At 61.7% G+C, this 22982-nt stretch carries 27 protein-coding genes; 14 read left to right on the forward strand and 13 right to left on the reverse strand.

Annotated features, from left to right (window positions below):
- Positions 1-323 precede the first annotated feature (323 nt).
- Together ACODTY_RS20010 and trxB are read right to left on the reverse strand one after the other, a co-directional pair.
- Entirely contained in the window at positions 324-1220 is an 897-nt protein-coding gene (locus ACODTY_RS20010) for a LysR family transcriptional regulator (RefSeq protein ID WP_488995959.1), read from the reverse strand.
- A gap of 53 nt (positions 1221-1273) precedes the next feature.
- Positions 1274-2248 (reverse strand): thioredoxin-disulfide reductase, encoded by a 975-nt coding sequence (trxB, locus tag ACODTY_RS20015; RefSeq protein WP_488995989.1) that lies wholly within the window; start codon positions 2246-2248, stop codon positions 1274-1276.
- A gap of 247 nt (positions 2249-2495) precedes the next feature.
- Here trxB and ACODTY_RS20020 point away from each other — a divergent pair, with 247 nt between their 5' ends.
- The 3 genes from ACODTY_RS20020 (at position 2496) to ACODTY_RS20030 (ending at position 4822) form a co-directional block, all read left to right on the forward strand.
- On the forward strand, positions 2496-2966 hold the full coding sequence (locus ACODTY_RS20020; protein ID WP_056236844.1) for an Lrp/AsnC family transcriptional regulator: 471 nt from the start codon (positions 2496-2498) through the stop codon (positions 2964-2966).
- Positions 2967-3044: 78 nt separating this feature from the next.
- Positions 3045-3962, forward strand: a complete 918-nt coding sequence (locus ACODTY_RS20025) for a class I SAM-dependent methyltransferase (protein WP_488995960.1) — start codon at positions 3045-3047, stop codon at positions 3960-3962.
- Entirely contained in the window at positions 3959-4822 is an 864-nt protein-coding gene (locus ACODTY_RS20030) for an FkbM family methyltransferase (protein WP_488995961.1), read from the forward strand. Before ACODTY_RS20025 ends, ACODTY_RS20030 begins: the two co-directional genes overlap by 4 nt.
- Positions 4823-4881: 59 nt before the next feature.
- On the opposite strand, the gene ACODTY_RS20035 is transcribed toward ACODTY_RS20030, so the two are convergent.
- The 5 genes from ACODTY_RS20035 to ACODTY_RS20055 all read right to left on the reverse strand — a co-directional run bounded on the left by ACODTY_RS20035 (position 4882) and on the right by ACODTY_RS20055 (position 8562).
- A complete protein-coding gene (locus ACODTY_RS20035) occupies positions 4882-5739 on the reverse strand; it encodes a glycosyltransferase family 2 protein (protein WP_488995962.1) in 858 nt (285 codons plus the stop codon).
- Positions 5736-6818, reverse strand: a complete 1083-nt coding sequence (locus tag ACODTY_RS20040; RefSeq protein WP_488995963.1) for a glycosyltransferase family 4 protein — start codon at positions 6816-6818, stop codon at positions 5736-5738. The genes ACODTY_RS20035 and ACODTY_RS20040 overlap by 4 nt, the downstream gene beginning before the upstream one ends.
- 3 nt (positions 6819-6821) lie before the next feature.
- Complete coding sequence (greA, locus tag ACODTY_RS20045) at positions 6822-7295, reverse strand: transcription elongation factor GreA (RefSeq protein WP_056236824.1); 474 nt, start codon at positions 7293-7295, stop codon at positions 6822-6824.
- A gap of 299 nt (positions 7296-7594) precedes the next feature.
- A complete protein-coding gene (locus ACODTY_RS20050) occupies positions 7595-8140 on the reverse strand; it encodes a tetratricopeptide repeat protein (RefSeq protein WP_488995964.1) in 546 nt (181 codons plus the stop codon).
- Between the two features lie 71 nt (positions 8141-8211).
- A complete protein-coding gene (locus tag ACODTY_RS20055) occupies positions 8212-8562 on the reverse strand; it encodes a DMT family protein (protein ID WP_488995990.1) in 351 nt (116 codons plus the stop codon).
- 169 nt (positions 8563-8731) lie between these two features.
- Between ACODTY_RS20055 and ACODTY_RS20060 the strand changes: the two genes are divergently transcribed.
- From ACODTY_RS20060 to ACODTY_RS20085, 6 genes are all read left to right on the forward strand, one after another.
- On the forward strand, positions 8732-9157 hold the full coding sequence (locus tag ACODTY_RS20060) for a DUF3775 domain-containing protein (protein WP_488995965.1): 426 nt from the start codon (positions 8732-8734) through the stop codon (positions 9155-9157).
- Entirely contained in the window at positions 9147-9863 is a 717-nt protein-coding gene (locus ACODTY_RS20065) for an MOSC domain-containing protein (RefSeq protein WP_488995966.1), read from the forward strand. The genes ACODTY_RS20060 and ACODTY_RS20065 overlap by 11 nt, the downstream gene beginning before the upstream one ends.
- 196 nt (positions 9864-10059) lie before the next feature.
- The gene (locus tag ACODTY_RS20070; RefSeq protein ID WP_488995967.1) at positions 10060-10902 is read left to right on the forward strand and encodes an extensin-like domain-containing protein; all 843 of its coding nucleotides are present in this window, start codon (positions 10060-10062) and stop codon (positions 10900-10902) included.
- 119 nt (positions 10903-11021) lie between these two features.
- Positions 11022-11837, forward strand: a complete 816-nt coding sequence (locus tag ACODTY_RS20075) for an extensin-like domain-containing protein (RefSeq protein ID WP_488995968.1) — start codon at positions 11022-11024, stop codon at positions 11835-11837.
- Positions 11838-11882: 45 nt separating this feature from the next.
- Complete coding sequence (locus ACODTY_RS20080; RefSeq protein ID WP_488995969.1) at positions 11883-12584, forward strand: LssY C-terminal domain-containing protein; 702 nt, start codon at positions 11883-11885, stop codon at positions 12582-12584.
- A 90-nt stretch (positions 12585-12674) separates the two neighbouring features.
- Positions 12675-13988: a hemolysin family protein gene (locus tag ACODTY_RS20085; protein WP_488995970.1), complete on the forward strand. Its 1314-nt coding sequence runs from the start codon at positions 12675-12677 to the stop codon at positions 13986-13988.
- A gap of 105 nt (positions 13989-14093) precedes the next feature.
- On the opposite strand, the gene ACODTY_RS20090 is transcribed toward ACODTY_RS20085, so the two are convergent.
- Positions 14094-14693, reverse strand: coding sequence for an NADPH-dependent FMN reductase (locus ACODTY_RS20090; RefSeq protein WP_488995971.1), 600 nt, complete (start codon positions 14691-14693; stop codon positions 14094-14096).
- 88 nt (positions 14694-14781) lie between these two features.
- Between ACODTY_RS20090 and ACODTY_RS20095 the strand changes: the two genes are divergently transcribed.
- The gene (locus tag ACODTY_RS20095; protein WP_488995972.1) at positions 14782-15153 is read left to right on the forward strand and encodes a winged helix-turn-helix transcriptional regulator; all 372 of its coding nucleotides are present in this window, start codon (positions 14782-14784) and stop codon (positions 15151-15153) included.
- A 24-nt stretch (positions 15154-15177) separates the two neighbouring features.
- Here the strand turns inward: ACODTY_RS20095 and ACODTY_RS20100 are convergent, their stop codons facing one another.
- Positions 15178-15570, reverse strand: a complete 393-nt coding sequence (locus ACODTY_RS20100; RefSeq protein ID WP_056236798.1) for an acyl-CoA thioesterase — start codon at positions 15568-15570, stop codon at positions 15178-15180.
- 168 nt (positions 15571-15738) lie between these two features.
- Here ACODTY_RS20100 and ACODTY_RS20105 point away from each other — a divergent pair, with 168 nt between their 5' ends.
- Genes ACODTY_RS20105 through ACODTY_RS20115 form a run of 3 tightly spaced genes read left to right on the forward strand, consistent with a single transcriptional unit; the run spans position 15739 to position 19483 of the window.
- Positions 15739-17355 carry a GMC family oxidoreductase gene (locus ACODTY_RS20105; protein WP_488995973.1) on the forward strand — a complete coding sequence of 539 codons (1617 nt, stop codon included), beginning with the start codon at positions 15739-15741 and terminating at the stop codon, positions 17353-17355.
- Positions 17352-18563, forward strand: a complete 1212-nt coding sequence (locus ACODTY_RS20110; protein ID WP_488995974.1) for a mandelate racemase/muconate lactonizing enzyme family protein — start codon at positions 17352-17354, stop codon at positions 18561-18563. Before ACODTY_RS20105 ends, ACODTY_RS20110 begins: the two co-directional genes overlap by 4 nt.
- Positions 18560-19483 carry an NAD(P)-dependent oxidoreductase gene (locus tag ACODTY_RS20115; protein ID WP_488995975.1) on the forward strand — a complete coding sequence of 308 codons (924 nt, stop codon included), beginning with the start codon at positions 18560-18562 and terminating at the stop codon, positions 19481-19483. The genes ACODTY_RS20110 and ACODTY_RS20115 overlap by 4 nt, the downstream gene beginning before the upstream one ends.
- Positions 19484-19564: 81 nt before the next feature.
- On the opposite strand, the gene ACODTY_RS20120 is transcribed toward ACODTY_RS20115, so the two are convergent.
- Both ACODTY_RS20120 and ACODTY_RS20125 read right to left on the reverse strand, forming a co-directional pair.
- Positions 19565-20509 (reverse strand): diacylglycerol/lipid kinase family protein, encoded by a 945-nt coding sequence (locus tag ACODTY_RS20120; protein ID WP_488995976.1) that lies wholly within the window; start codon positions 20507-20509, stop codon positions 19565-19567.
- A gap of 136 nt (positions 20510-20645) precedes the next feature.
- The gene (locus ACODTY_RS20125; RefSeq protein WP_488995977.1) at positions 20646-20888 is read right to left on the reverse strand and encodes a DUF1344 domain-containing protein; all 243 of its coding nucleotides are present in this window, start codon (positions 20886-20888) and stop codon (positions 20646-20648) included.
- A 425-nt stretch (positions 20889-21313) separates the two neighbouring features.
- On the opposite strand from ACODTY_RS20125, the gene ACODTY_RS20130 reads away from it, so the two are divergent.
- Positions 21314-21571, forward strand: a complete 258-nt coding sequence (locus tag ACODTY_RS20130; protein ID WP_488995978.1) for a SemiSWEET family sugar transporter — start codon at positions 21314-21316, stop codon at positions 21569-21571.
- Between the two features lie 8 nt (positions 21572-21579).
- Here the strand turns inward: ACODTY_RS20130 and ACODTY_RS20135 are convergent, their stop codons facing one another.
- Complete coding sequence (locus ACODTY_RS20135) at positions 21580-22617, reverse strand: CapA family protein (protein WP_488995979.1); 1038 nt, start codon at positions 22615-22617, stop codon at positions 21580-21582.
- Between the two features lie 10 nt (positions 22618-22627).
- Positions 22628-22945, reverse strand: a complete 318-nt coding sequence (locus tag ACODTY_RS20140) for a DUF1330 domain-containing protein (RefSeq protein WP_488995980.1) — start codon at positions 22943-22945, stop codon at positions 22628-22630.
- Positions 22946-22982: the final 37 nt, after the last annotated feature.

The raw sequence follows: 22982 nt of genomic DNA on the forward strand, positions 1-22982 counted from the left end.
GTTGATTGGAAGTGCCCACAAGGGCTAAACCTCCAGAGGGGAACACTCGTGAGCGCTAATGGGAGGAGAACGCGCTCAGGAGATGCACAATATATGGGACCCTCCTGCCTCAGAAACAAGCATCTATTTTGCAACGCACACATGCAAAAAGACACAGGCTGTGGTCCAAGACCAATTTCGCGCCAATAAGGCCAGAAACCGGGCTGATTTGGAAGAAAATCGCCGGTTTTCAGGGCAAGGACACCCCTCCTCAGCGCCAAACTCGGGCTTCAGCGGAATTTCAGTGCGGCGGCTGCCTGTCGCTCAGGCATCCCGAAATCGGGTCAGTAGGACCAGTTGCGCGCCTTGGCGAACATGAAGTCGCGAAACGCCTTCAGCTTGGCCTGGTTCTTCATCGCCTCGGGATAGACGAAGAAGGTGTCGAAGGACGGCCCTTCCAGTTCCTCCAGCACCGGCACAAGGCCGGAATCCTTGCCCGCCATATAGTCAGGCAGCATGGCGATGCCGACACCGCGCTTTACCGCACGCCGGATCGACATCAAATCATTGATCTGCAGCACGGTCGGGCGCTTGTCGCCATCGGGCCGCCCGACGGTTTCGAGCGCATTGAGGCCGGCGAGATAAGGCGGCACCGGCTCGCCGAAGGTGACGATCCGGTGGTGGTCGAGATCGGCAGCCGACTTCGGCACGCCGTGCTTGTCGAGATAAGCCTGCGAAGCAAACACATGCAGGTGCACGGTAAACAGCCTGCGCTGGATCAGGTCCGGCTGTTGCGGCTGGCGCAGCCTGACCGCGCAATCGGCCTGCCGCATGGTGAGGTCGAGTTCCTCATTGGTCAGCACCAGCTGTAAATTGATCTCGGGGAAAAGGTCGAGAAATTCCTTCGCCCGCTCGGTCAGCCAGCCGGTGCCGAGGCCGACCGTGGTCGTCACCCGCAATATGCCGGTAGGAAGGTCCTTTGTTTCCGACAGCCGCGACTTGATCGTTTCCAGTTTCATCAGCACATCGTGTGCCGTGCGGAAAAGCATTTCACCCTGTTCGGTCAGCACAAGGCCGCGCGCATGCCGGTTGAACAGGGGCACGCCGACGTCATGTTCGAGCGCACTCACTTGCCTGGAGATCGCAGATTGCGAAAGATGCAGCGTCTCGGCAGCATGGGTGAAGGAACCAGCCTCCGCCGCTGCGTGAAACACGCGTAACTTGTCCCAATCTAACGCCATGATTCCCCTCGTTCTGTGCGGCGTTTGATGAAGAAATAGGGCTTCTTTGCGGCTTACTCCGCCGCTTCCCGATGTACCTCTATTCCGGCCAGATACTTCTCCGCCTCAAGCGCAGCCATGCAGCCCATGCCCGCCGCCGTCACCGCCTGGCGGTAGATGTCATCGGTCACGTCGCCTGCCGCGAACACGCCCGGCACATCCGTGCGCGTCGAATCCGGCGCCGTCCACAGATAGCCGTTCGACTTCTGCTTCAGCTTGCCGACGAAAAGCTCGACCGAGGGCGCGTGTCCGATCGCAACGAACACGCCGTCCACCTTGAGCTGGCTCTCTTGCCCGGTCACCACGTTCTTGAGCTTCAAACCCTCAACGGAAGGCGGCAACGGCGTCTTGCCCGGGCGGCCCGTGATTTCATCAACCACCGTGTCCCAGATCACGTTGACGTTTTCCTTCGCCATCAACCGTTCGCGCAGGATGCGCTCGGAGCGGAACTCGCTGCGCCGATGGATGACGGTCACGTTCTTTGCCAGATTGGCGAGATAAAGCGCTTCCTCGACCGCCGAATTGCCGCCGCCGATCACCGCCACATCCTTGCCGCGATAGAAGAAGCCGTCGCAGGTGGCACAGGCCGAAACACCAAAACCCATGAAGGTCTGTTCGCTGGGAATGCCGAGCCATTTTGCCTGTGCGCCGGTCGCGATGATCAGTGCATCGGCCGTGTAGGTCGTGCCGGAATCGCCCTTGGCGACGAACGGACGCTGGTCGATATTCACCTCGACGATGATGTCGTTGATGATTTCGGTGCCCACATGTTCGGCCTGCTTGAGCATCTCGCTCATCAGCCATGGCCCCTGGATCGGCTCGGCAAAGCCCGGATAGTTCTCGACATCGGTGGTGATCATCAGCTGCCCGCCCTGCTGCAGTCCGGCCACCAGAACCGGCTTCAGCATGGCGCGCGCGGCATAGATCGCGGCGGTATAGCCGGCCGGGCCTGAGCCGATGATGAGAACGGGGGCGTGCTTGACGGTCATGGAGCGGCCTTCGCGAAAGCGAACCGTCATGCGGCCCGCAACTGGCTGAAATCTTGAATGCGCAATGTAAGTGTTGGCCGCCGAGCCAGCAAGGAGGTGCGCAAAGTGTCCCCGGAAAGGTTATTACCCCAAATGGCCTCTCGAAGCGTTGGAAACCCGCGAAATCGCGCGTGAAAACGCTGGCGTGCGGCAAAAAGTCGTTTAATTACCGATGAACGACAGATTCTTGCGCAGCGGACTTTCCCAAATGCCGATCAAGGCTGACCTAGACGCCATCGACTGGAAGATACTGCGCGAACTGCAAAATGACGGCCGCATGACCAATGTCGAGTTGTCGCAAAGGGTCGGCATCTCAGCCCCTCCCTGCCTGCGGCGCGTCCGCCGGCTGGAAGAAAAAGGCATCATCCGCGGTTTCCGTGCCCTGCTCGACGCCCCCTCGCTTGGCATGGAAGTGGTCGCCTTCTGCCTGATCGGTCTGCACCATCAGGCCGATGCGGAACTGAAAGCCTTTGCCGAGCGCACGCGCGCCTGGCCAATCGTGCGCGAGGCCTGGATGGTATCGGGCGAATCCGACTTCCTGCTGCACTGCGTGACCAGCGACATCGGCACTTTCCAGACCTTCGTCATCGAGGAACTGACCTCCACGCCGAATGTCGGCACCGTGCGCACGGCGCTCACCATTCGCAAGATCAAGGACGAAGTTCCGGTAGAGATTTAGCCGGGGCTGCCCCTATAGCTATTCGACTTGGGGTGAAGTATCACCTGCCGGATTATTTTTGAGCCATTCCGACAGCCTATGAATATCTTCTCGATTGCCAGATACATGCTGCCGATGACCCGCTACCCCTATTCGGGTGAAGTGGTGCCCTGCCCTGTTTGCGGGGAGCGTTCATTTGCGCCGGTTGCCGGAATTGACCGCAGGCTGAAACGATTGCCCACGGTCATGTGCAACCGTTGCGGCCTTTTCTACACCAACCCCATGCCGACAGAGTCGGAGCTCGGCACCTACTACGAGAAATACTACCGCTTCGACTATCAGCTTGCGTCAACCAAACCGAAGCAGAAACACATCCTCAAGCGTCAGCGCGAGGCACTGGGCCGGGTCCAGCAATTGCAAGGCCTGTTGCCTGACGGCGCCCGCACGCTCGACTTCGGCGCAGGCTCCGGAGAATTCATCACCTTGATGCTCGAAACAGGCTTCGACGCCCATGGCTTTGAACCCGGTGAAACCTACGCGACGCACGCCATCGAACAACTCGGCACGCGCATGCGGCAGATTGGCTGGCAGGAAGCCGACTACGGGCCGGAGTTTGACCTCGTCACCAGCTTCCACGTCTTCGAGCATCTGAGCACGCCGCTGCCTGCACTTCAGCGCATCGCAAGGTGGCTGAAACCCGGTGGAAAAGTCTATCTCGAAGTCCCTGATACGGCCGAATGGTTCGCTCGCAAAGGCTTCGGCAGCTTGCATTTCGCCCATGTCCTCGGCTTCAACCAGGGCAACCTGACGCTTGCGGCGGCCAAGGTCGGCTTGCGTCCACTCAAAGTGGTTTCGCCGACTGGCATCATCTTCGAGCAAGGCGCGGTCGAGGATGAAGACGCTCATGCCGCATCGGGCTTGGCTATTTCTCGGCAGCTGACAGCCATAGGACCGGCCAGCCGCTACCTGACGCACCAGTTGAGCAAGGTCGGATTGTCGAGCGGAGCCAAGGCTTGAGCGCCGCCCCGACCAACTCGGCACGGATTCTGTCCGAGACCGAGCAGGCCGTCATAGACCCCGACGAAACCTTGCCATTCGGGCACTTCGCACCGGACAGATGGCAGGCCACCTTGATCGCAGTTGCAAAGACCACGCCGCTGCATCGCGGCGCTTTCCGCCGGCGGGTGACGAAGCTCATCACCGGCTCCCCGGCTCGAACGGTCGACGTGTGGTTCCGCGGCTGCGCCTACCGCCTGCGTGACCCCGGCAATCTGATCGAGAACGGCCTCCTGCTCCATCCCCGCTACAATGCAGCAGACATCGACTTCCTGCTGGAAGGTGTGGGCCCAAACGGCACGTTTGTCGACATCGGCGCGAATATCGGCCTCTACACCTTGCCGCTGGCAAAGCGGGTTGGAGAAAATGGCAAGGTCGTCGCCATCGACGCCAATCCATTGATGGCGAGAAGGCTCCAATGGAACGCGGCCGCCTCCGCACTCGGCAATGTCTCCGTCTTTCCCTGTGCCGTCAGCGATCACGAAGGCAGCGGTTCGCTCCGCATCCACAAGGACGACGTAGCAATCGTATCGCTTGAGGACGACATCGAAGGGTCCATCCCGATCCGGACCTTGCCCTCGATCCTGGCCGAGGCAGGCGTCAATCACATCGACGGCCTCAAGATCGACATCGAAGGTCACGAGGACCGCGTCCTCGCCCCCTTCATAGAGACCTGCGACCCGGCATTGCTGCCCGGCCGCATCGTTATCGAGCATCTGCCCGGAAACATCGACTATCCCGCTTGCGCAGCAGCCTTCGCTGAGCGAGGCTACAGGCTGACAGGCCGTTCCCGGAACAACTCTTTCTACCTGCGCGGCTGAACGGTCCGGATCGATCCGAACCGGCGTCAGCCAACGCGACGCCTCATCGGCTGATTTCCTCAATCGCCCTTGAACGAACCGCCATCTTTCAGCGCAGACCAAGCACCGGCAAACTGGCCGGCGTGTTTTGCCCGTCGCCGCGCGGACAGGAAATTGTGCGGCAAAAGCAGTTCGAATGCCGCGCGCGCAAGTGTCCGCGCACGCGGCAAGGCATGGCCGTGCTTGGAGAGAACATAGGCTCGCGCCCGCGCCATGTGATAGCCTTTCAGCCGCGCGACCGAGAGCGACCGGCCAGAGCCCGTGCCGCCTTCATGATGAACGACGGCTCCCGGAACATAGTAGAGCGGGCCACAGTCCCGGTTCAGCCGCACCGCCAAATCGTCATCCTCGTGGTAGAGGAAAATCGCCGGGTCAAAACCGCCCACTTTCTCGAACGCCGCGCGCCTGCAAAACAACGCACCGCCCAGCAATGTCGGCACGCGTATCGGCCCCGAAGGGTCCTTGTCATCCACCCGAATGTTGGGGTCGGACAGCGCTGATTTCCTACGAAAATGCCGCCTGCCCTTGCCGTCGACCATTGCGGGGTTGAACGCAACCGCGTCAGGAAGCGCACCTGCCGCCGCAACAAGAGTTTCAACAGAGCCGCTATCGATCCGGGCATCGGGATTGACGAAGAACAGGAACTCGGTCTGCGCAACGGCAGCACCGGCATTGCAGGCTCGCCCGAAGCCCTGATTGCCGGTCAGGCGGATCAAGCGGGCATCGAACCTGGCCGCAATATCCTCGACGGCTTGCCCGCCGCCATTGTCAACGACGATCGCCTTTGCGGATGCGGGAACCGACTCAAGCAGATTGGGGAGCACCGCATCGCTGTTGTACGCCACCGTTATTACGGTTACGCGGCCGTCCGCGCTCATGACGAAGTCCCAGCCTGCAAGCGCCTATAAATCCCTATCAGCGTTTCGGCTTCCCGCTGCAAAGGAAACAGTTTGTGCGCACGCAGCAAGGAAGCTGCGGCAGCCCCTTCACGCGCCTTGTCGTCGCCCATCAGTCGGCCTGCCGCGTCCACCATCGCGCCAAGATCGTCGCGCGCAATCAACGTGCCGGTCACGCCGTCCTCGATCAGTTCGGAGAAAGCCCCAACATCGCTCGCCACCACCGGCACACCGCTGGCCATGGCTTCCAGCGGCGTCAGTCCGAAGCCCTCCCAGCGTTGCGGCGCGATATAAAGCGAAAGCGCCCGATACCAGCGCTCGATGTCGCGATGTTCGCCAACGAACAGGATGCGCTGTGCAAGCCCGGCCTTTTCCACCTTCGCCCGTAGTCCGGCCTCGAAATCCTTGTGTTCCGCCGTCGCACGGCCCGCCACCACGGCCGACCATCGCGGATGCCGCGGCAGAAGCTCGATCATGCTGTCCACGAATAGGTCCGTGCCCTTCTGGTGCCTGACACGGCCGAAACAGCCGGCATAGAACTGCGCCGGGTCGAGGCCAACGGCCCGTACCGCCTCAGCCTTGTCGGAGGGCTTGTGGAAGCGTTCGATGTCGATGCCATGCATCACCACCGTGTTCGGCACCTCCAGATAGGCGGCGGTCTTGCGGCTGGTCGCAATCACTGCGTCCATGCGGCGAATGAGAAAGCGCGTCCAGCGCGTATGCTTGCGCTGCGAGGCCGAGGTGAACAAAAGCTTCAAGGGCGCCCGCAGCACATATTTGAGGACGACACCGGCCAGCATTTCCGGGTTGCGGCGCGCATGCCACACGCGCACCGTCCCTTTGTCGGGCCGCAGCAGCAGCCCCGGCACTTGCCACCAGCGCATTTTCGGCAGGCTATCAGGCAAGCCGGGTCCCAGCGTCGCGATACCGATTTCCGCCGCCTGCAGCGGCACAAGCTGGATGATGGTGCTGGTGACGCCGGAAAGCCGCTGCTTGAAGTTGGGCACGACAACCTCGACCCGCGACAGGTCAATGCGGGTCGCGGGCACCGGGCTTGTCATTGCTTAGAGCCAGCGCAGGTCGACGATCTCGTAGCCGCGCGCGCCGCCGGGTGCATTGACCTCGATGGCGTCGCCCACTTCCTTGCCGATCAGCGCGCGTGCAATGGGCGAGGAAATCGAAATGCGGCCCGACTTCACGTCGGCTTCCTGGTCGCCAACGATCTGGTAGGTTTTTTCCTCTTCCGTATCCTCGTCGACGAGCACGACGGTCGCGCCGAACTTGATCTTTTCTCCGCTCAGCTTGGAAATATCGATTACCTCGGCGCGGGCAATCAGGTCTTCGAGTTCGCCAACGCGACCTTCATTCAGGCTCTGCGCTTCCTTGGCGGCATGATACTCGGCGTTTTCGGACAGATCGCCATGCGAACGGGCCTCGGCGATCGCCTCGATGATGCGTGGCCGCTCTTCCTGTTGGCGCCAGCGCAACTCCTCCTTCAGCGTATCGAAGCCCTTGCCGGTCATCGGCACCTTGTTCATGGCCAGTCCTTTCCTGCCGCCAATCCATTTCCACTGGATGGCTCTGAAGCACAAAAAGAAAACGGTCCGTCGGAACCACCCGACGGGACCGTCACATCTCGGATTTGCTCAATATAGCAATTGCCGCAGCTTTTTCACGCCCTAAAATCACAGCCGGATAATCAGCTTTAGGGCGTATCGGCCGCAACGCACAGGAGCAGGCCCCGCACACCCATTGGGTGCGGCAAAACCAAGGTCCCCAATTTGCGGCCATCGGCACGGAATTCAGCCGAAATCAGGCGTATCCGTTCGATTGCGCCTCAGCTTTTCAAGAAATGGTCGATCTGCTCGGCCAGCATGCCGTATTCGCGGGCACCCTTTCCAACGCGCTTTTCGATTTCGCTCAGTTGCTCGCGCGCCGCCGCGATGTTCCCGAGTTGCAGATGGGCCTCGCCAAGATATTCCCGCACCAGCGTATAGTCGGGGTCGTTCTGCAATGCTTCCTGATAGTAGCCGAGACCAACGGTGATTCGGCCCGCCTTGCGGTGCGAATAGCCGAGATAGTTCAAAATGCGCGGATCGGTCTTGTCTTCCGCCAGGCTAAGCACGGCGATTGCCTCGTCGTAGCGGCCCGCCATCGCGAGCGCGTGGCCGGCATCATAGATATTGTCGTCGTCCAGCATGCCTTGCTTGGGCTCGACGCATTTGTTCAGCTTCTTGTCGAACACCTGGCCCTTCTTGCATTGGGTCACGGTTTCCGTTCCGCCGCTTGTGCCACCACTATCGCCGCCGGCAGCAAAAGCCGGCATGGCAACCATCGGCAAAACGGCAAGTGCCGCCACTTGCATCAGCAATCTTGTGCGCATCGAAGCCTCCTTGGACAGGTGTCAGCAGGTTAACGCCTCAACTCACGTATTTCATCCCGATGCGGGCCGCATCAGCCCTTGAAGATCAGCGCAGCGCCACCGGCTATCAACGCAAAGCCCAGCACATGGTTCAGCGTCAGGGCTTCCTTCAGGTAGAACACCGAGAAAATGGCAAACACGGTAAGCGTGATCACCTCCTGCATCGTCTTCAGTTCCGCCGTTGAATAGACCTGGCTGCCGATGCGATTGGCCGGAACAGCCAGCCAGTATTCGAAGAAGGCGATCATCCAGCTTGCCAGCACGGCGATGTAGATGGGCGACGTCTTGAACTTGAGATGCCCGTACCAGGCAAATGTCATGAACACATTCGACGCTATCAGCATCAGGATTGGCAGGATCTTGGGAGACAACAGCATCGCCACGTCAGGGGGTCCGATCAGTTGGTGAAATTGCGCCATTTCATTCCGGATACTGGCCCTGTCAATCGGCACGCCATGCCGCCAGCATCAAAGGATGACGCAATCTGCAAATGCGCTATCATCGCAACACTCGGCCGAGGCACACCGGAAAGGACAAGCACGGAGGCGTCCAGTGCAGCATCGCGCAGAAAGAGAGTGGGAACTCTCCATCGGACCAGACACGGTTCGCCTGTTTATTCTCAAGGCGAAAGCTCTGAGCGCCGGCATGTCGGACGATTTCGCCGACGGCAGCGAGCATGAGGTCGAGTTCGATGGCGACGGCCATGATCTTCATCAGCACGATGGCCTCGCCGAAGAAGAATCCGAAGACCTGACCGAGCGGGAGTTGCGGGAACTGATCGGTGATCTCAACGTCGATGAGGCCGCAGAATTGATCGCGCTCGCATGGGTCGGGCGTGGCGATTATGACGCCGGCGAATGGAGTGAGGCACTGGCGACGGCCAGGCAGCGTCCATGGCGGCAAACGGCGAAATACCTGCTTGGAATGCCGCAACTAGCCGACTGGCTGGAACAGGGGTTGGAAGCCGTTGCCGAATAGCAGTCCAGCCCGCAAGCTCGTGCCTACGGAAGTCGTCATCGACACCTTGTTCATCGGAAAGCTCGCCCCGCTTGGACCGCGCGGCGTCCCAAGCGGCATCGCCAAGAAAAGCATGTCTGGGCCGCAACATGTCACGCTGACTGGCCTTGAGGGCGACCAGCAGGGCGATACCCGACATCACGGCGGCCCGGAAAAAGCCCTCCATCATTATCCGCGTGAGCACTATTCCGCATGGCTGGGTGACGGCCTCGTGGCCGACGCGCCGGGCTTTGGCGAAAACATCTCGACCCAAGGCATGACCGAGGCCGACATCTGCATCGGCGATATCTACCGTCTTGGGTCCACCATGCTTCAAGTCAGCCAGGGCCGTCAGCCATGCTGGCGGTTGAATGCCCGCTTCGGGCGCCCGGACATGGCCTACCTCGTCCAGAAAACCGCTCGAACAGGATGGTACTATCGCGTGCTGGAAGAGGGCGAGGTGGAAGCCGGCGATCACTTCCATCTCCAACAACGCCCGCAGCCTGAATGGCCGCTGTCGCGTGTCATCGACCTGCTCTACACCCGCACGCTCGACATGGACGCCTTGCAGGAACTTGCCGGATTGCCGGAGCTTGCAACATCGTGGCGCGACCTTGCCGCGCGTCGTATCACCACCCGCACCGTCGAGGATTGGGACCGACGCCTGCGCGATTCGCAGCAGCAATAGGCACCCCAACCGGCAAAACCGATTCCGAAACAAGGCGATGGCAGACCACGCGGAATCACTATCTGAGCAGGCCAGTTCCCGTAGCAAGACAACAATCCGTCACTGAACGTGATGGCCCCCTGTGCAACCTCGCGCGCCCTGCTGCCGTTGCAGGGCGATGGATTTTTCGCGCCTTGCATGGCTCCCGATAGTGTTGATGTTGCCGCTGACGGGATTGGCGATGGCCAAGCCTGTCAGCCTTCCCCATTCCGCACCTGTTCCTGAGCAGAGTAACAGGCCGGACGAGAAATCCGGCACACAGCCAAGCGACGAAGCAGACACCCCTCCGGTGCCGCAGCCGCGACCCGATGACAACAGCGCCAAGCCTATCGCCCCCGCAGACGCCCCTCTCCCTTCCCAAAAACCGGGAGCCGGGGCGGACGAGGACGCTGCTCCTGCCAAGCCAACCAAGCCCCTCGCCGATCCCCGCTCGGCCACCACGGCTGCCGAAACCATGCCTGAGGAGGAACTCGCCTGCCGCAAGCGCCTCAATGCGCTTGGCGTTGCGTTCGAGGACCGCAAGGCCGAGCATGATGCGGACGCGGGCTGTGCGCTGCCATATCCCGTTTCGGTGAAATCGCTTGGCGCGTCCATCGATCTCGCACCGGAAGCCCTGATGAACTGCCAGATGGCAGAGGCCGCTGCCCGCTTCATCAAGGACACCATCTCGCCCGCTGCCACGGCAGAACTCGGCTCGCCCTTGAAGTCGATCGCCCAAGCCTCTGCCTATGTCTGTCGCCCCCGCCATAACGGCCAGAAGATGTCGGAACATGCATTCGGCAATGCGTTGGACATCGCCAGCTTCACCTTGCAGGACGGCTCGACCGTCGAGGTCGGCCCATCGCCTGGTGAGAAGCAGGCGAAGTTCCTGGATGCCGTGCGTAAAAAGGCATGCGGACCCTTCAAGACCGTGCTCGGCCCCGGCAGCGATGCCGATCACGCCACCCATCTCCACTTCGACTTGGAACCGCGCCGCAACGGCGGCACCTTCTGCCAGTGAACCTCAACGCATGGCTGCGAAGCTTGCCGCAATCCCGCCACAGCGATGAATTTCGGCACTGATTTTTCCTTTACCCTTCGTGGTTAATCTCTGTTTCCTCAAAGGACAGGGATCGTTCGATGCTCGGGAAGTCTCGCACCGCAATGGGTGGCATGCCTCAGGCGCAGCGTTTGCGGCTACTTGCCTTGCGTTTGGCGCTGTTGGCTGCGGTTGGCACCGTTTCGGCCTGCACGTCGGGCGATGTGTTCAGCCTCGAGCCCGCCGTGGATGTCGGCACCCAGACCGCCACTGTGCCGCAATATTCCGGCATGCAGACGCTGGTGCCGTCCAACCCCTACATGACCGCCGCCTATCCGCGCATGGATCAGCCTTTTGCCGAAGGCAACGTCATGCCGACCGAAGAGGTCCAGTGCCGCGACGACCTCAAGAGCCTCGGCGTCTCCTATTCCGATCTTGCTCCCATCCAGGACGGTGGCCAGTGCGGCATCGCCTATCCCGTCAAGGTGACCGCCGTCGGCAATGTCGAGATGAAGCCCGCCGCCACGCTCACCTGCGCCATGGCCGCCAGCTTCGCCACATGGACCCGCAGCGAACTCGTGCCTGCCGCGCGCCTGCGCTATTTCTCCGGCGTCAAAGCCATTCACCAGGGATCGAGCTATTCCTGCCGCCGTATCCGTGGCGAAGGCGTCCTGTCCGAGCACGGCAAGGGCAACGCGCTGGACGTCATGAGCATCGAGCTGAACAGCGGCAAGGAAATCGATGTCCGCAAGCCTGGCCTGTTCGCCTTCCGCGAGCGCAGCCTGCTCAACACCGTCCGCGCCGACGGTTGCTCCTACTTCACCACCGTGCTCGGCCCCGGCTACAACTACGACCACCGCAACCACTTCCATTTCGACATCAAGAACCGCAGGAATGGCTATCGCGCCTGCAGATAGTCTGGCAGCTTCGGCGACGTTGGAAACTGGCAGGATAAGCTGTCGATGAAGCGCAAGCGGCTGTTGCGGCGCTCTGCAAACTGGTTTGCACTTGCCTGCGGCGCCTATCTCGGCCTCGCCTATTTCGCCGCACCCGAATTCTGGACGTTGCGCGACCGCCACGCCGGCACCACCTCGATGGAAATGGTCACCCGCACCCCGCAAGGCATCGCAGGCGATCCCATCAATGTCGGCCTCGTCGGCACGCGCGAGGAAATCATGCGCGCCTTCGCCCTTGCCCATTGGGATACCGCCGATGCCGTCACGCTCAAGACCGCGATCGAGATCGGCGAAAGCGTGCTCTTCGACCGGCCCTATCCAGATGCGCCGGTGAGCCAGCTCCTCTACGAAGGCCGCGCCCAGGATCTTGCCTTTGAGAAACCCGTCGGTGAAAGCGCCGACCAGCGCCATCATGTCCGCCTATGGCAAACGCCCGAGCTTGGCGCGGATGGCCGCCCGCTCTGGCTGGGTGCCGCCAGCTTCGACCGTGGCGTCGGCGTCAGCCATGACACCGGCGCGATCACGCATCACATTGGCCCGGACATCGATGCCGAACGCGACCTCCTAATGCGCGATCTTCTTGAAGCATCGGTGCTTGCCTCGACCCGCGAGATAAACGGCATCGGCGCAACCTCAAACGGCCGCAACGGCGGCGGCGACGCCTACCTCACCGACGGAAAAGTCATCGTAGGCACTTTGAAGCGCTGACTTTTTCCATTATGCAATTTCTTGGTTTTTGTATTTCTATTTTCATTTGGCGTCTTTGCCGCGCACCTTGTCTGATGCTAATGAGCGTCCATGCTTTACATTGAAATTGCCATCGTCGTCGTGCTCGTGTGCGTCAACGGCCTGTTGGCCATGTCCGAACTGGCCATCGTCTCCTCCCGCCCGGCACGCCTCAAGACCATGATCGACCGCAATGTCGGCGGTGCGGCCCGCGCCCTCGAACTCGGCGCCAACCCCGGCAAATTCCTGTCGTCGGTCCAGATCGGCATCACGCTGGTCGGCGTGCTTTCGGGCGCGTTCTCGGGCGCCACCCTCGGCGAAAGGCTCGCTTCCCTGCTTGCCGAAAACGGCGTCAGGCCAAGCGTGGCCGATCCGCTTGGCGTCGGCATCGTCGTGGCGCTCATCACCTACGGCTCGCTCATCATCGGCGAACTGGTGCCCAAGCAGATCGCGCTGCGCGATCCCGAGCGCGTCGCTTCAAGGGTCGCGCCCGCCATGGCCATCCTCGCCAAGATCGCAGCGCCGCTTGTCTGGCTGCTCGACATATCCGGCCGCGCGGTCCTTTGGCTGCTCGGCCAGCGCGGCGAAAGCGAGGAAAAAGTCACCGACGAGGAAATCAAGATGCTGGTCGCCGAAGCCGAGCATCACGGCACCATCGAATCCGACGAGCGCCGCATGATCGCCGGCGTCATGCGTCTCGGCGACCGCGCCGTGCGCGCCGTCATGACCCCGCGCACCGATGTCGACTGGATCAACGTGCAGTCGGATGAAGCGGCGATCCGCAAGCTTCTCATGGAAACCCAGCATTCGCGCCTGCCGGCTGCCGACGGGTCCGTCGATGCGATGATCGGCGTCGTCCAGACCCGCGATATCCTTGCAACGCTCCTCGCCGGCAAAACGCTCGATGCGCGCAAGCATGTCCGCCAGGCCCCCATCGTCCACGATCAGGCAGATGCCCTCGACGTACTGGCCAAGCTGAAAGAAGCCGACATGCCGATGGCGCTTGTCCATGACGAGTACGGCCATTTCGAAGGCGTCGTCACCCCTGCCGACATTCTCGAAGCCATCACCGGCGTGTTCAGGTCAGATCTGGACGAGGACGACGCCGACGAAGCCGCCTTCCAGCGTGAAGACGGTTCGTGGCTGCTGGAAGGCTACATGCAGGCCGACGAAATGGCTGACGTCATCGGCATCGACCTGCCGGAAAACCGCGATTACGAAACCGTGGCAGGCTACGTCCTGTCGCACATGCACCACCTGCCTTCCGTCGGTGAAAGCGTTGATGCGCAAGGCTGGCGCTTCGAGGTCGTCGATCTCGACGGCCGCCGCATCGACAAGGTCATGGCAACCAAACTGCCGACCGGCCATCGCGAAATCGCGCGATAGAAAAAGGGGCGGTGTCTGCACCGCCCCTTGGTTTCCTTGGGAGGAAATTGGTCTATCCGAGCATTTCGCCCGCTCGAGTTTCAGGCCACTATCATCTGAAAGTCCTCAGGCGGCCTGTGCCGTCTCGGCATCGTTGTAACGGGCCGTCTTCAGCACCTTGGCCCACCACGCAAGTTCCTCGACGGTTGCATTCGCAGCCTGATTGAGATGCTCGAATTCCTCGAGCTTCTTGCCATGCTGCCTGACCTGGATGAAATCGCCCCAGGTGATGTGGACGGCGTTGCGGATCGGGGCCATCTGCAATTCGATCGCATTCAAGCGCAGTTGCTCCACGGCGCGCGCGCCACCGACGCCGCCGTAACCCACAAAGGCCACCGGCTTGCGGTTCCATTCCGTATAGGCGTAGTCGAGCGCGTTCTTCAGCACGGCAACCGGGCCGCGGCTGTATTCCGCCGCCGTGATGATGAAGCCGTCAAAGCCTGCAACCTTTTTCTGCCAGCGCTGCGCCACTTCGCTCTTGGACGGGCTGTAGAGCGAGGAAGACACCTCGTCGAAGAACGGCAGCGGAAAATCGCGCAGGTCGATGATCTCGATGTCCAGATCGCCTCTGGCCTTGGCAATCTCGGCAACCCAATGGGCCGGCGTTTCAGCAAACCGGCCCTCGCGCGTCGAGCCGATGATGACTCCAATCTTTGGTTTCGTCATAGTGGTCTCTCCTGTGAGGATGGTGGTATAAATTGGATACCTGCACTATATGAGTGACTGTTATCCGGTTCCGCAAGGAGGCACTTTTTTGAAACCGAGGCACTTGCACCACACCGAGGATTGCCGCGCCATCAGCGCCATCCTGCAACGGGTGGGAGATAAATGGACAGTCCTTGTCGTCGCGACGCTGGGCAACGGCCCGATGCGCTTCAACGAACTGCGTCACGCCGTCGGCGGCATCTCGCAGAAGATGTTGACGACGACGCTGCGCAGCCTGGAACGCGACGGCTTCGTTACCCGCACCGTCTTTCCGACCATTCCGCCGCGCGTCGATTATGAATTGACCGATCTCGGCCGCGAACTGCTCGTTCCCGTCACGGCGCTAAGCGATTGGGCGCGCGCCAACACGGGCCGCATCAACAGCGCGCGTGCGCAATTCGACAGCGCTGCGGCAAGCTGAAAGAGCAGTGCCGGTAGACGAGTCTTACTCCGCCGGCACCGGCTTGGGTTTGCCCTCGCCGTCCAGCGCCACCATGACGAAGTCGGCGTAGGTGACCTTTTCCATCAGGTCGGAGAGATAGCGCTGCGCCCAGGCTTCCACCTTCAGCGTGATCGACGTGCGGCCAACGCGCTCGACATGAGTGTAGATGCACAGCGTATCGCCGACCTTCATCGCCTTGGCGAAAGCCATCTCGTTGACCGCCGCGGTCACAACGCGCCCACGCGCCCGCTCGGCAGCGCGGATGCCGCAGGCAAGGTCCATCTGCGCCATCACCCAGCCGCCGAATATGTCGCCGGCGGCATTGGCATCGGCGGGCATGGCAAGCGTGCGCAACGTCAGTTCGCCACGCGGTTCGCCGTTTGAATAATGCACCATGCCACCACCTTCTCAATTGACCTGCCATCCGTCCGTAGTGCCGCTTGTCCGGTGCGTCAACGCGCTTCGCAGTCGCTTTTTTCATAAGCCATGACGGAAGGCCCGATGACGGCCAGCGTCCCGCCAGTCTAGGGTAGGTACGGAATACTCGGAGCCGCTTCATCCATCATGACCACATATGACTTCATCGTTGTCGGCTCCGGCTCTGCCGGCTCGGTCGTGGCGGAAAAACTGTCGGCAAGCGGACGCTTTTCCGTTCTTGTTCTGGAAGCGGGCGGCACCGACCGCCGCTTCTATGTCCAGATGCCGCTCGGCTACGGCAAGACCTTCTTCGATCCCGCCGTCAATTGGAACTACAAGACCGAACCCGATCCCGGACTTGCCGGCAATGCCGACCATTGGCCGCGCGGCAAGCTGCTCGGCGGCTCCAGTTCCATCAACGCCATGGTCTGGATCAGGGGCGCGCGCGAGGATTTCGACGCATGGGCAGAAGCCGGCAATACCGGTTGGGGTTTCAATGACCTCTTGCCGATCTTCAAGGCCATAGAGGACAATGAAGCTGGCGCGGATGCATGGCGCGCCAAGGGCGGCCCGATCCACGTCACCGACAACCGCACCAAGGTCCATCCGCTGACAGAGCGCTTCCTGAAGGCAGGCCAGCAGGCAGGGCTTGCGCTTAATCAGGATTTCAACGGCGCGTCGCAGGAAGGCGTCGGCGTCTACCAGATCACCACGAAGAACGGCCGGCGCATGTCCGCCGCCCGCGGCTTCCTGCGGCCGGCAATGAAGCGCGCCAATGTCCGCGTCGAAATGAACGCTCTCGCCACGCGCATCCTGTTCGAGGGCAAGCGCGCCATCGGCGTCGAATACATGCAAAACGGCGAGCGCAAGACTGCGCACGCCGGTCGCGAAGTCATATTGAGCGGCGGCTCGATCAACACCCCGCAATTGCTGCAACTGTCGGGCATCGGCCCCGCCGCCTTGCTCGCTGAGCGCGGCATCGATGTCACCCATGCCTCGGAAAATGTCGGCCGCAATCTGCAAGACCATCAAGGGATCAACTACACTTGGAAAGGCCGGCTGCCGACGCTGAACCAGATCCTGCGCCCATGGTGGGGCAAGGCGCTGGTCGGCATGCAGTACCTTCTGTTGCGCAGCGGTCCGCTGTCGATGTCGATGAACCAGGGCGGCGGCTTCTTCCACACCGATCCCGGTCAGCGCCGGGTCAACATGCAGCTTTATTTCCAGGCATTCTCCACCGTCATCCCCAAAAGCGGCGAGCGGCCCATCCTGTCGCCCGATCCTTGGCCGGGCTTCTCCATCGGCCTTTCCAATTGCCGGCCTTCCAGCCGTGGCGAGATCATGATCCGCTCGGCCAATCCGCTTGAGTATCCGAAGATCACGCCCAATGCCTTCTCGACCAACGAGGATGTTTCGGAGATGCTGGACGCGGTGAAATTCCTGCGCAAGCTGGCTTCCATGCCGGCCATCGCCGAGATCGTGGAGGAAGAAGTTTTGCCAGGTCCGTCAATCACTTCCGACGCCGACCTGATTCAGGATTTCAGGAAGCGTTCGGGCACGGTCTACCACCCGGTTTCCACTTGCCGCATGGGCCCCGATCCCTCGCTCGCCGTGGTCGATTCACGCCTGCGCGTCCACGGCCTGTCGGGCCTGCGCGTCATCGACGCCTCGATCTTTCCCGACAACGTCACCGGCAACACCAACGCCGCATCGATCATGACCGGCTGGAAAGGCGCGCTCATGGTTCTGGAGGACAATCGATGAAAATCACCGACGTCAAAACCTTCGTTGTCGGCAATCCGCCGCCGGGCATCGGCGGCAAGTATTTCATCTTCGTCAAGCTCACCACCGATGGCGGCGTCGTCGGCTATGGCGAGGCCTACAACGCGACCTTCTCCGCCCATGTCACCGCCCGCATGATCGAGGACATGGCCGAGCGCTACCTCGTCGGGCGCGACCCACACGACATCGAAAGCTTCTTCCGCCGCTGCTACTCGTCCGGCTTCACCCAACGTCCGGATGTCTCTGGCATGGGCTGTTTCTCCGCACTCGAAATCGCCTGCTGGGACATCATCGGCAAGGAAGCCGGCAAGCCGGTCTACAAGCTGCTCGGCGGCCAGGTGCACGAGAAACTGCGCTCCTACACCTATCTCTATCCGCACACCGGATCGGTCCATTCCGAGGATGCCCACGGCAAGAACGTCTACAACGATCCCGACCTCGCCGCCGAATGCGCAGCACTTTACGTCAAGCAGGGCTTCAACGCCGTCAAGCTCGACCCCGCCGGCCCCTATACCGCATTCGACGGCCACCAGCCGCGCCTTCACGACATCGATCTCTCCGCTCGCATGCTGAAAGCCATTCGCGAGGCAGTCGGCACCAAGGCCGACATCCTGTTCGGCACCCACGGCCAGTTCACAGCGTCGGGCGCGTTGCGCATGGCTGCCGCCATCGAGCCCTACGATCCGCTCTGGTTCGAGGAACCGGTACCGCCCGATATGCCGGAAGTGATGGCCGAAGTCGCGCGCGGTACGAGAATACCGATCGCCACCGGCGAGCGGCTGACCACCAAATTCGAATTCGCCCGCGTCATCGAAAACCGTGCCGCCTCCATCCTTCAACCCGATCTCGGCCGTTCCGGCGGCATCCTCGAGACCAAGAAGATCTCGGCAATGGCCGAGGTTTACCACATCCAGGTCGCGCCCCACTGCTATTGCGGCCCGATTGTCGGTGCCGCCAACATCCAGCTTGCCGTCACCTTGCCCAATTTCCTCATCCTGGAATCGCTCAAGCAGTGGGACGGCTTCCACGCCACCCTTCTGAAGAAGAAGATCGAGTGGCAGGACGGCAACGTTATCCCGTCAAAAGAACCCGGCATCGGCGTGGAACTGGACGAAGCCGTCTGCGAGGCGCATCCTTACACGGGCAAGGATTTGCATCTCCAGATGACCCAGGATCCCTTGTTTCCATGACCGCGCGCCACAGATACGCTTTCATCGGTCTCGGCAATCTAGGCAGCAACCTCGCTGCCAGCCTCCTGCGCAACGGCTTTTCCCTTGTCGTCTACGACCCCTCGCCCGCCGCCGTCGAAAAACTTATGGCGCTTGGCGCCAAGACGGCAGTAAGCCCCGCCACGGCAGCCGCCAAGGCCGGCTGCGCCATCACCTGCCTGCCTTCTCCCAAGATCAGCGAAGCCGTCCTCGCCGGACCCGGCGGCCTGCTGGAAGGCTTGCCCGAAGGCGGCACGTGGATCGAGATGTCCACCAATGGCCGCGACGAGATCATCCACCTCGCCGCAATCGCCGCCGCCCGCGGCATCCATACGCTCGAGTGCCCGGTAACCGGCGGCGTGCATCTGGCGGCCTCGGGCCAGGTCACCGCGCTGGTCGGCGGCGATCTCGCGCTCTACGAACACCATCGCAAGGCGATCGAGGCGATGTGCGCCCGCTCCTTCCACATGGGGCCGATCGGCTCGGGCGCCATCATCAAGGTCATCACCAACATGCTGGCCTTCATCCACCTCGTCGCCGCCGGCGAGGCGCTGATGCTGGCCAAGACCGGCGGTCTCGATCTCGCACAAGCCTACCACGCCATCGTCGCGTCATCCGGCAATTCGTTCGTCCATGAAACCGAGAGCCAGCTTGTCCTCAATGGCTCGTACGACATCGGCTTCACCATGGACCTCGCTCTGAAGGACCTCGGCTTCGCCATGCGCATGGCCCGCGAAACCGGCGTGCCGCTCGACCTCGCCCAGCGGGTCAACTCGATCTTCGAGAAGGGCAAGGAAACCTACGGCGGCAGCGCCTGGTCGACCCAGATCGTCAAGCTGCTCGAGGATGCCGTCGGCAAAGACCTGCGCGCGCCCGGCTTCCCGGCACGGCTCGAAGCCTGACATTTATACGCAGCAAAATCAGCAGTTTACGCGTCCCGTCGGAATCAATCCGGCAAGCGCTTGAATCAGTTCCTGAAGCGCTCAATACCGCAGAGTCAGCGCACCTGGCAGCATCTCGAACGTCGCCGGAATGCGCCCCGGCGACTCCCCGTCAATATCCACCAGCGCACCGTTCACCGAAGCGCTGCCCACCGGCTCGACCAGCACCTTGCGGCCACGCAGCATGGTGATCGCCGGATGGTTGCGGTGCCTGCCGCCATAGACCAGCCGCAGGTCCCAGATCAGTTGCAGCTTGCTCGCCGCCTTCAGGATCACGATATCGAACTGCCCGTCGTTCAATCCGGCATCCGGCGCAATCATCATGCCGCCCCCGAAGAAGCGGCCATTGGCCACCGCCACCAGCGCGATGCTGGCCTCCTCCGGCTTGCCGTCATCGACCGTTATGCGCACCCGCTGGAACCGGTAGCGCACGAATTCCGCCACCGTGCGCCAGTAGAACAGCGCCTTGGCCGAAACGCGCCCCTTGCGCTTGTCGGCGTTCACCGCCCGATCGGTCACGCCGGACAGGCCAAGGCTGGCAATGTTGATGAAATGCCGGCTGGCCAGCTTGCCATGGTCATCGACATAGGTGATCCGCCCGGCATCGACCTTGCGGCCCTTGGCCTCGGCAATCTGCTTCAGCAGCACATCGAGCTTCTTCGGCAGGCCGAGGCCGCGCGCAAAGTCTATGCCCGTGCCGCAGGGCAGCAGCGCCAGTTCCGTCACCCGCCTGCTTTCCTCGAACGCTTGCATCAAGCCGTCGGCCACCTCGCTGGCCGTACCGTCGCCTCCTGCCGCGATCACCAGTTCGCAGCCTTGCATGGCAAGATCGATCGCCAGCCGCTCTGCGTCGCCCTCGGCCTGCGTCTCGCGCAGGTCAAACTCGCCAAAATGCTTCTTGAGCAACGCCGCCGCGCGCGGCCAGTCCTGCTTGAGCCTGCCGCCTCCCGCCACCGGATTAAGGATGACACCCACCTTCAAGCGCATGCCTCCCCCGCAATGCCTCTTAGCTTACGGAATAAAGCATTGGCCCGGAAAGTGGAATCGGGTTTTTAAGCCGGCCAATAGAAAGGCCGGCCCCATCGGGACCGGCCGTAAACGCTACGCGGATTTTACCCGGACGCTACGAGGCTTTCTGGATCGATGTCACCGTGCCGGTGGTGTCGTCCACTGTGACCAGAACCTTGGCCCCGACCGTCAACTGATCGACCGAGGCTTCGGCTGGAAGCTGATAGATCTTGCCATCGTCAAGCGTGATCGACTTGGTCTGTGGATCGACCGACTGGATGGTTCCTTCCACGGTCGCCGCATAGGCCGTGCTGAGGAAGGCAAGCAGGGCGCCGGCGGTAGCAAGGGTCTTCTTCATGGGTCGTACTCCGTTTTGAGCGGTTTCGTCCTCCCGGCCGGCTTGCTTTGGCCGTTGCCGGGAACGCCACCAGACCTAGTCCGAGCCAACCCGCCGTTCAAATCACGAAGGGTGACTTTTCCAAATGGATTCAGGAACTTATTTCCGACACATTGCTCACGGTTTCCCCGCATCGGCCCTGCCGAAAGACAAATTGTGACAGCCGCAAACCCGCGAGAACGAGTCGCTTGCGTCGTTCAAGGCAAGGGTTTGTGACAGTCACACCGGGGCCGCATTTGCCACTGCCGTCGATCACGAAATCCGACCCGGATGCTTTTCCGCAACACATTTTGTTTCGTTGGTCCAGCAAGGCGGCCAAGCTTCCAAACAAACGCCAAATCTGGCATAGGGAACCAGCAACCGGCTCCTTTCCGAAAGCTACCACCTTGCATCCTTCATTCGAAATCATTGGCGCGGTCGCCGCCGTCATCACGACCTTTGCATGGCTGCCCCAGCTCCTGAAGATTTTGCGCGAGCGGCAGGCAAGGGATATCTCGCTGGCCACCACCGCGGCCTTGGCCTTCGGCGTCTTCCTGTGGGTGGTTTACGGCCTTGCCATCGGCTCGATGCCGGTCATCGCCGCCAACACGGTCTCGTTCCTGTTCATTGCAGCGATTGTCGGTCTGAAACTGCGCTTCGGCTGAGCCCAGCCTCACGCCGGAAAGATCGCAGCCAGCCGCGCATCGACCCGGTTCTTCATCGTCCCTGCAAGAGCCTCTAAGGGCAGCAGCCGTTCGCGCGCACCCTCACGCAACCGGTAGAAGAATTGTATCCGGTAACCGGCCACCTTGCCCAGCGTTCTGGGTTCGGCGCTGATATCGGCAACGAATATCGCGCCGATCCGCCCCGGCCACGGCTGCCGCTCAAACACCGTTCCGAGAAAGTCCCCCAGCCCGTAGGCCGCGACCGCATCGCCGATCCGCTCGACTGGTTGCACGACATGCGCATGATGCCCGGCAATGAGCCCGACGCCCTGACTGGCCAGCCGCCTTGCAATCTCGCGCGTTTCGGCCTGCGGAAAATGCCGGAACTCCCGGTCCCAATGCGGCACCGCAACCAGCAGGTCGGTTCCCTCGCGCCCGGCTTTCAACCAGCCGTCCGGGTCCATCGCCACACGCCCGGAAAACGCCTCGCGGGATGCGTTGCGCCATTGCGTGAACGCGGCAAACCCCACCTTCAAGGGTCCGACCTCGATAAGAACTGGCGCTCCGTCAGCCACGGTACCGATCGGCCTTATGCCCATCTCCAGAAGCGTCGCGATCGTCTCGTCGAACCCGTCAACGCCTTGGTCGAGCGCATGGTTGTTGGCCAGCGACAGCACCAGCTTGCGCGCCTCCACGCCGGCAGCCTCGAGCGCGCCTTCTAGAAAGCTCCGCGTCATCGCGTGCCGCAGCCCCAGCCGCGTTCCGACCTTCGCCGCCGGTCGCCGCACCACCGGGCTTTCGCAATTGCCGACAATCAGGTCGGCTCCTGACAGGATTGCCGCAAGCGCCGGATCGACCACAGGCAAACCCCGGTTTGCCACCGCCGAAATATCGCCGACAAAGGCAATCCGCACCGTGCTTGCCGGCATTGGCCGCAACAAAGCCTGTGCCGGCGGTGCAAACGCGCCTGCATCGCCGCGCAGCGACGGCTTCAGCAACCGGGGCAGCCAGGTCAGCTTGTAGGAAAGCGGATAGTTCGAGGCCACCGGGCAGGTGCTACAGTTTGGGGTCGGGGTTTTCCGTGTTGCCGCGGCTTTCCTGGACCAGTATTCGAACGCTAGACGCCGCGTCCCTGAACTTGCAGGCTTCGATATATTCGGGGTCCGAAAGCCAAGCCTCGACATGCGCCTTGTCTGGAAATTCGAGCAGCACCATGCGGTCCGCGAATGCCTGCCCCTTGGCGGTCGTCACGTCGTCGCCCCGCGTCAGGAACCGTCCGCTATGCCGCTTTATCAAGGGCGGCGTCAGGTCCGTATATTTGCGATAGGTCTGCGGATCATGGATCGCCATTGTCGCCACAACATAAGCCGTCATGATCCCTCCCGGATAGCTTTTGAATCGGCTTGATCCT

The organism is Mesorhizobium sp. FG116, from assembly GCF_057809835.1.

Bases quoted from the DNA above. Each gene is read 5' to 3' on its own strand.
- ACODTY_RS20050 (WP_488995964.1), bottom strand. From the start codon at position 8,140: ATGCGCACAAGATTGCTGATGCAAGTGGCGGCACTTGCCGTTTTGCCG.
- trxB (WP_488995989.1), bottom strand. From the start codon at position 2,248: ATGACCGTCAAGCACGCCCCCGTTCTCATCATCGGCTCAGGCCCGGCC.
- ACODTY_RS20070 (WP_488995967.1), top strand. From the start codon at position 10,060: ATGTTGCCGCTGACGGGATTGGCGATGGCCAAGCCTGTCAGCCTTCCC.
- ACODTY_RS20115 (WP_488995975.1), top strand. From the start codon at position 18,560: ATGACCGCGCGCCACAGATACGCTTTCATCGGTCTCGGCAATCTAGGC.
- ACODTY_RS20090 (WP_488995971.1), bottom strand. From the start codon at position 14,693: ATGACGAAACCAAAGATTGGAGTCATCATCGGCTCGACGCGCGAGGGC.
- ACODTY_RS20085 (WP_488995970.1), top strand. From the start codon at position 12,675: ATGCTTTACATTGAAATTGCCATCGTCGTCGTGCTCGTGTGCGTCAAC.
- ACODTY_RS20040 (WP_488995963.1), bottom strand. From the start codon at position 6,818: ATGACAAGCCCGGTGCCCGCGACCCGCATTGACCTGTCGCGGGTCGAG.
- ACODTY_RS20025 (WP_488995960.1), top strand. From the start codon at position 3,045: ATGAATATCTTCTCGATTGCCAGATACATGCTGCCGATGACCCGCTAC.
- ACODTY_RS20120 (WP_488995976.1), bottom strand. From the start codon at position 20,509: ATGCGCTTGAAGGTGGGTGTCATCCTTAATCCGGTGGCGGGAGGCGGC.
- ACODTY_RS20125 (WP_488995977.1), bottom strand. From the start codon at position 20,888: ATGAAGAAGACCCTTGCTACCGCCGGCGCCCTGCTTGCCTTCCTCAGC.
- ACODTY_RS20105 (WP_488995973.1), top strand. From the start codon at position 15,739: ATGACCACATATGACTTCATCGTTGTCGGCTCCGGCTCTGCCGGCTCG.
- greA (WP_056236824.1), bottom strand. From the start codon at position 7,295: ATGAACAAGGTGCCGATGACCGGCAAGGGCTTCGATACGCTGAAGGAG.
- ACODTY_RS20010 (WP_488995959.1), bottom strand. From the start codon at position 1,220: ATGGCGTTAGATTGGGACAAGTTACGCGTGTTTCACGCAGCGGCGGAG.
- ACODTY_RS20035 (WP_488995962.1), bottom strand. From the start codon at position 5,739: ATGAGCGCGGACGGCCGCGTAACCGTAATAACGGTGGCGTACAACAGC.
- ACODTY_RS20080 (WP_488995969.1), top strand. From the start codon at position 11,883: ATGAAGCGCAAGCGGCTGTTGCGGCGCTCTGCAAACTGGTTTGCACTT.
- ACODTY_RS20100 (WP_056236798.1), bottom strand. From the start codon at position 15,570: ATGGTGCATTATTCAAACGGCGAACCGCGTGGCGAACTGACGTTGCGC.
- ACODTY_RS20110 (WP_488995974.1), top strand. From the start codon at position 17,352: ATGAAAATCACCGACGTCAAAACCTTCGTTGTCGGCAATCCGCCGCCG.
- ACODTY_RS20075 (WP_488995968.1), top strand. From the start codon at position 11,022: ATGCTCGGGAAGTCTCGCACCGCAATGGGTGGCATGCCTCAGGCGCAG.
- ACODTY_RS20140 (WP_488995980.1), bottom strand. From the start codon at position 22,945: ATGACGGCTTATGTTGTGGCGACAATGGCGATCCATGATCCGCAGACC.
- ACODTY_RS20020 (WP_056236844.1), top strand. From the start codon at position 2,496: ATGCCGATCAAGGCTGACCTAGACGCCATCGACTGGAAGATACTGCGC.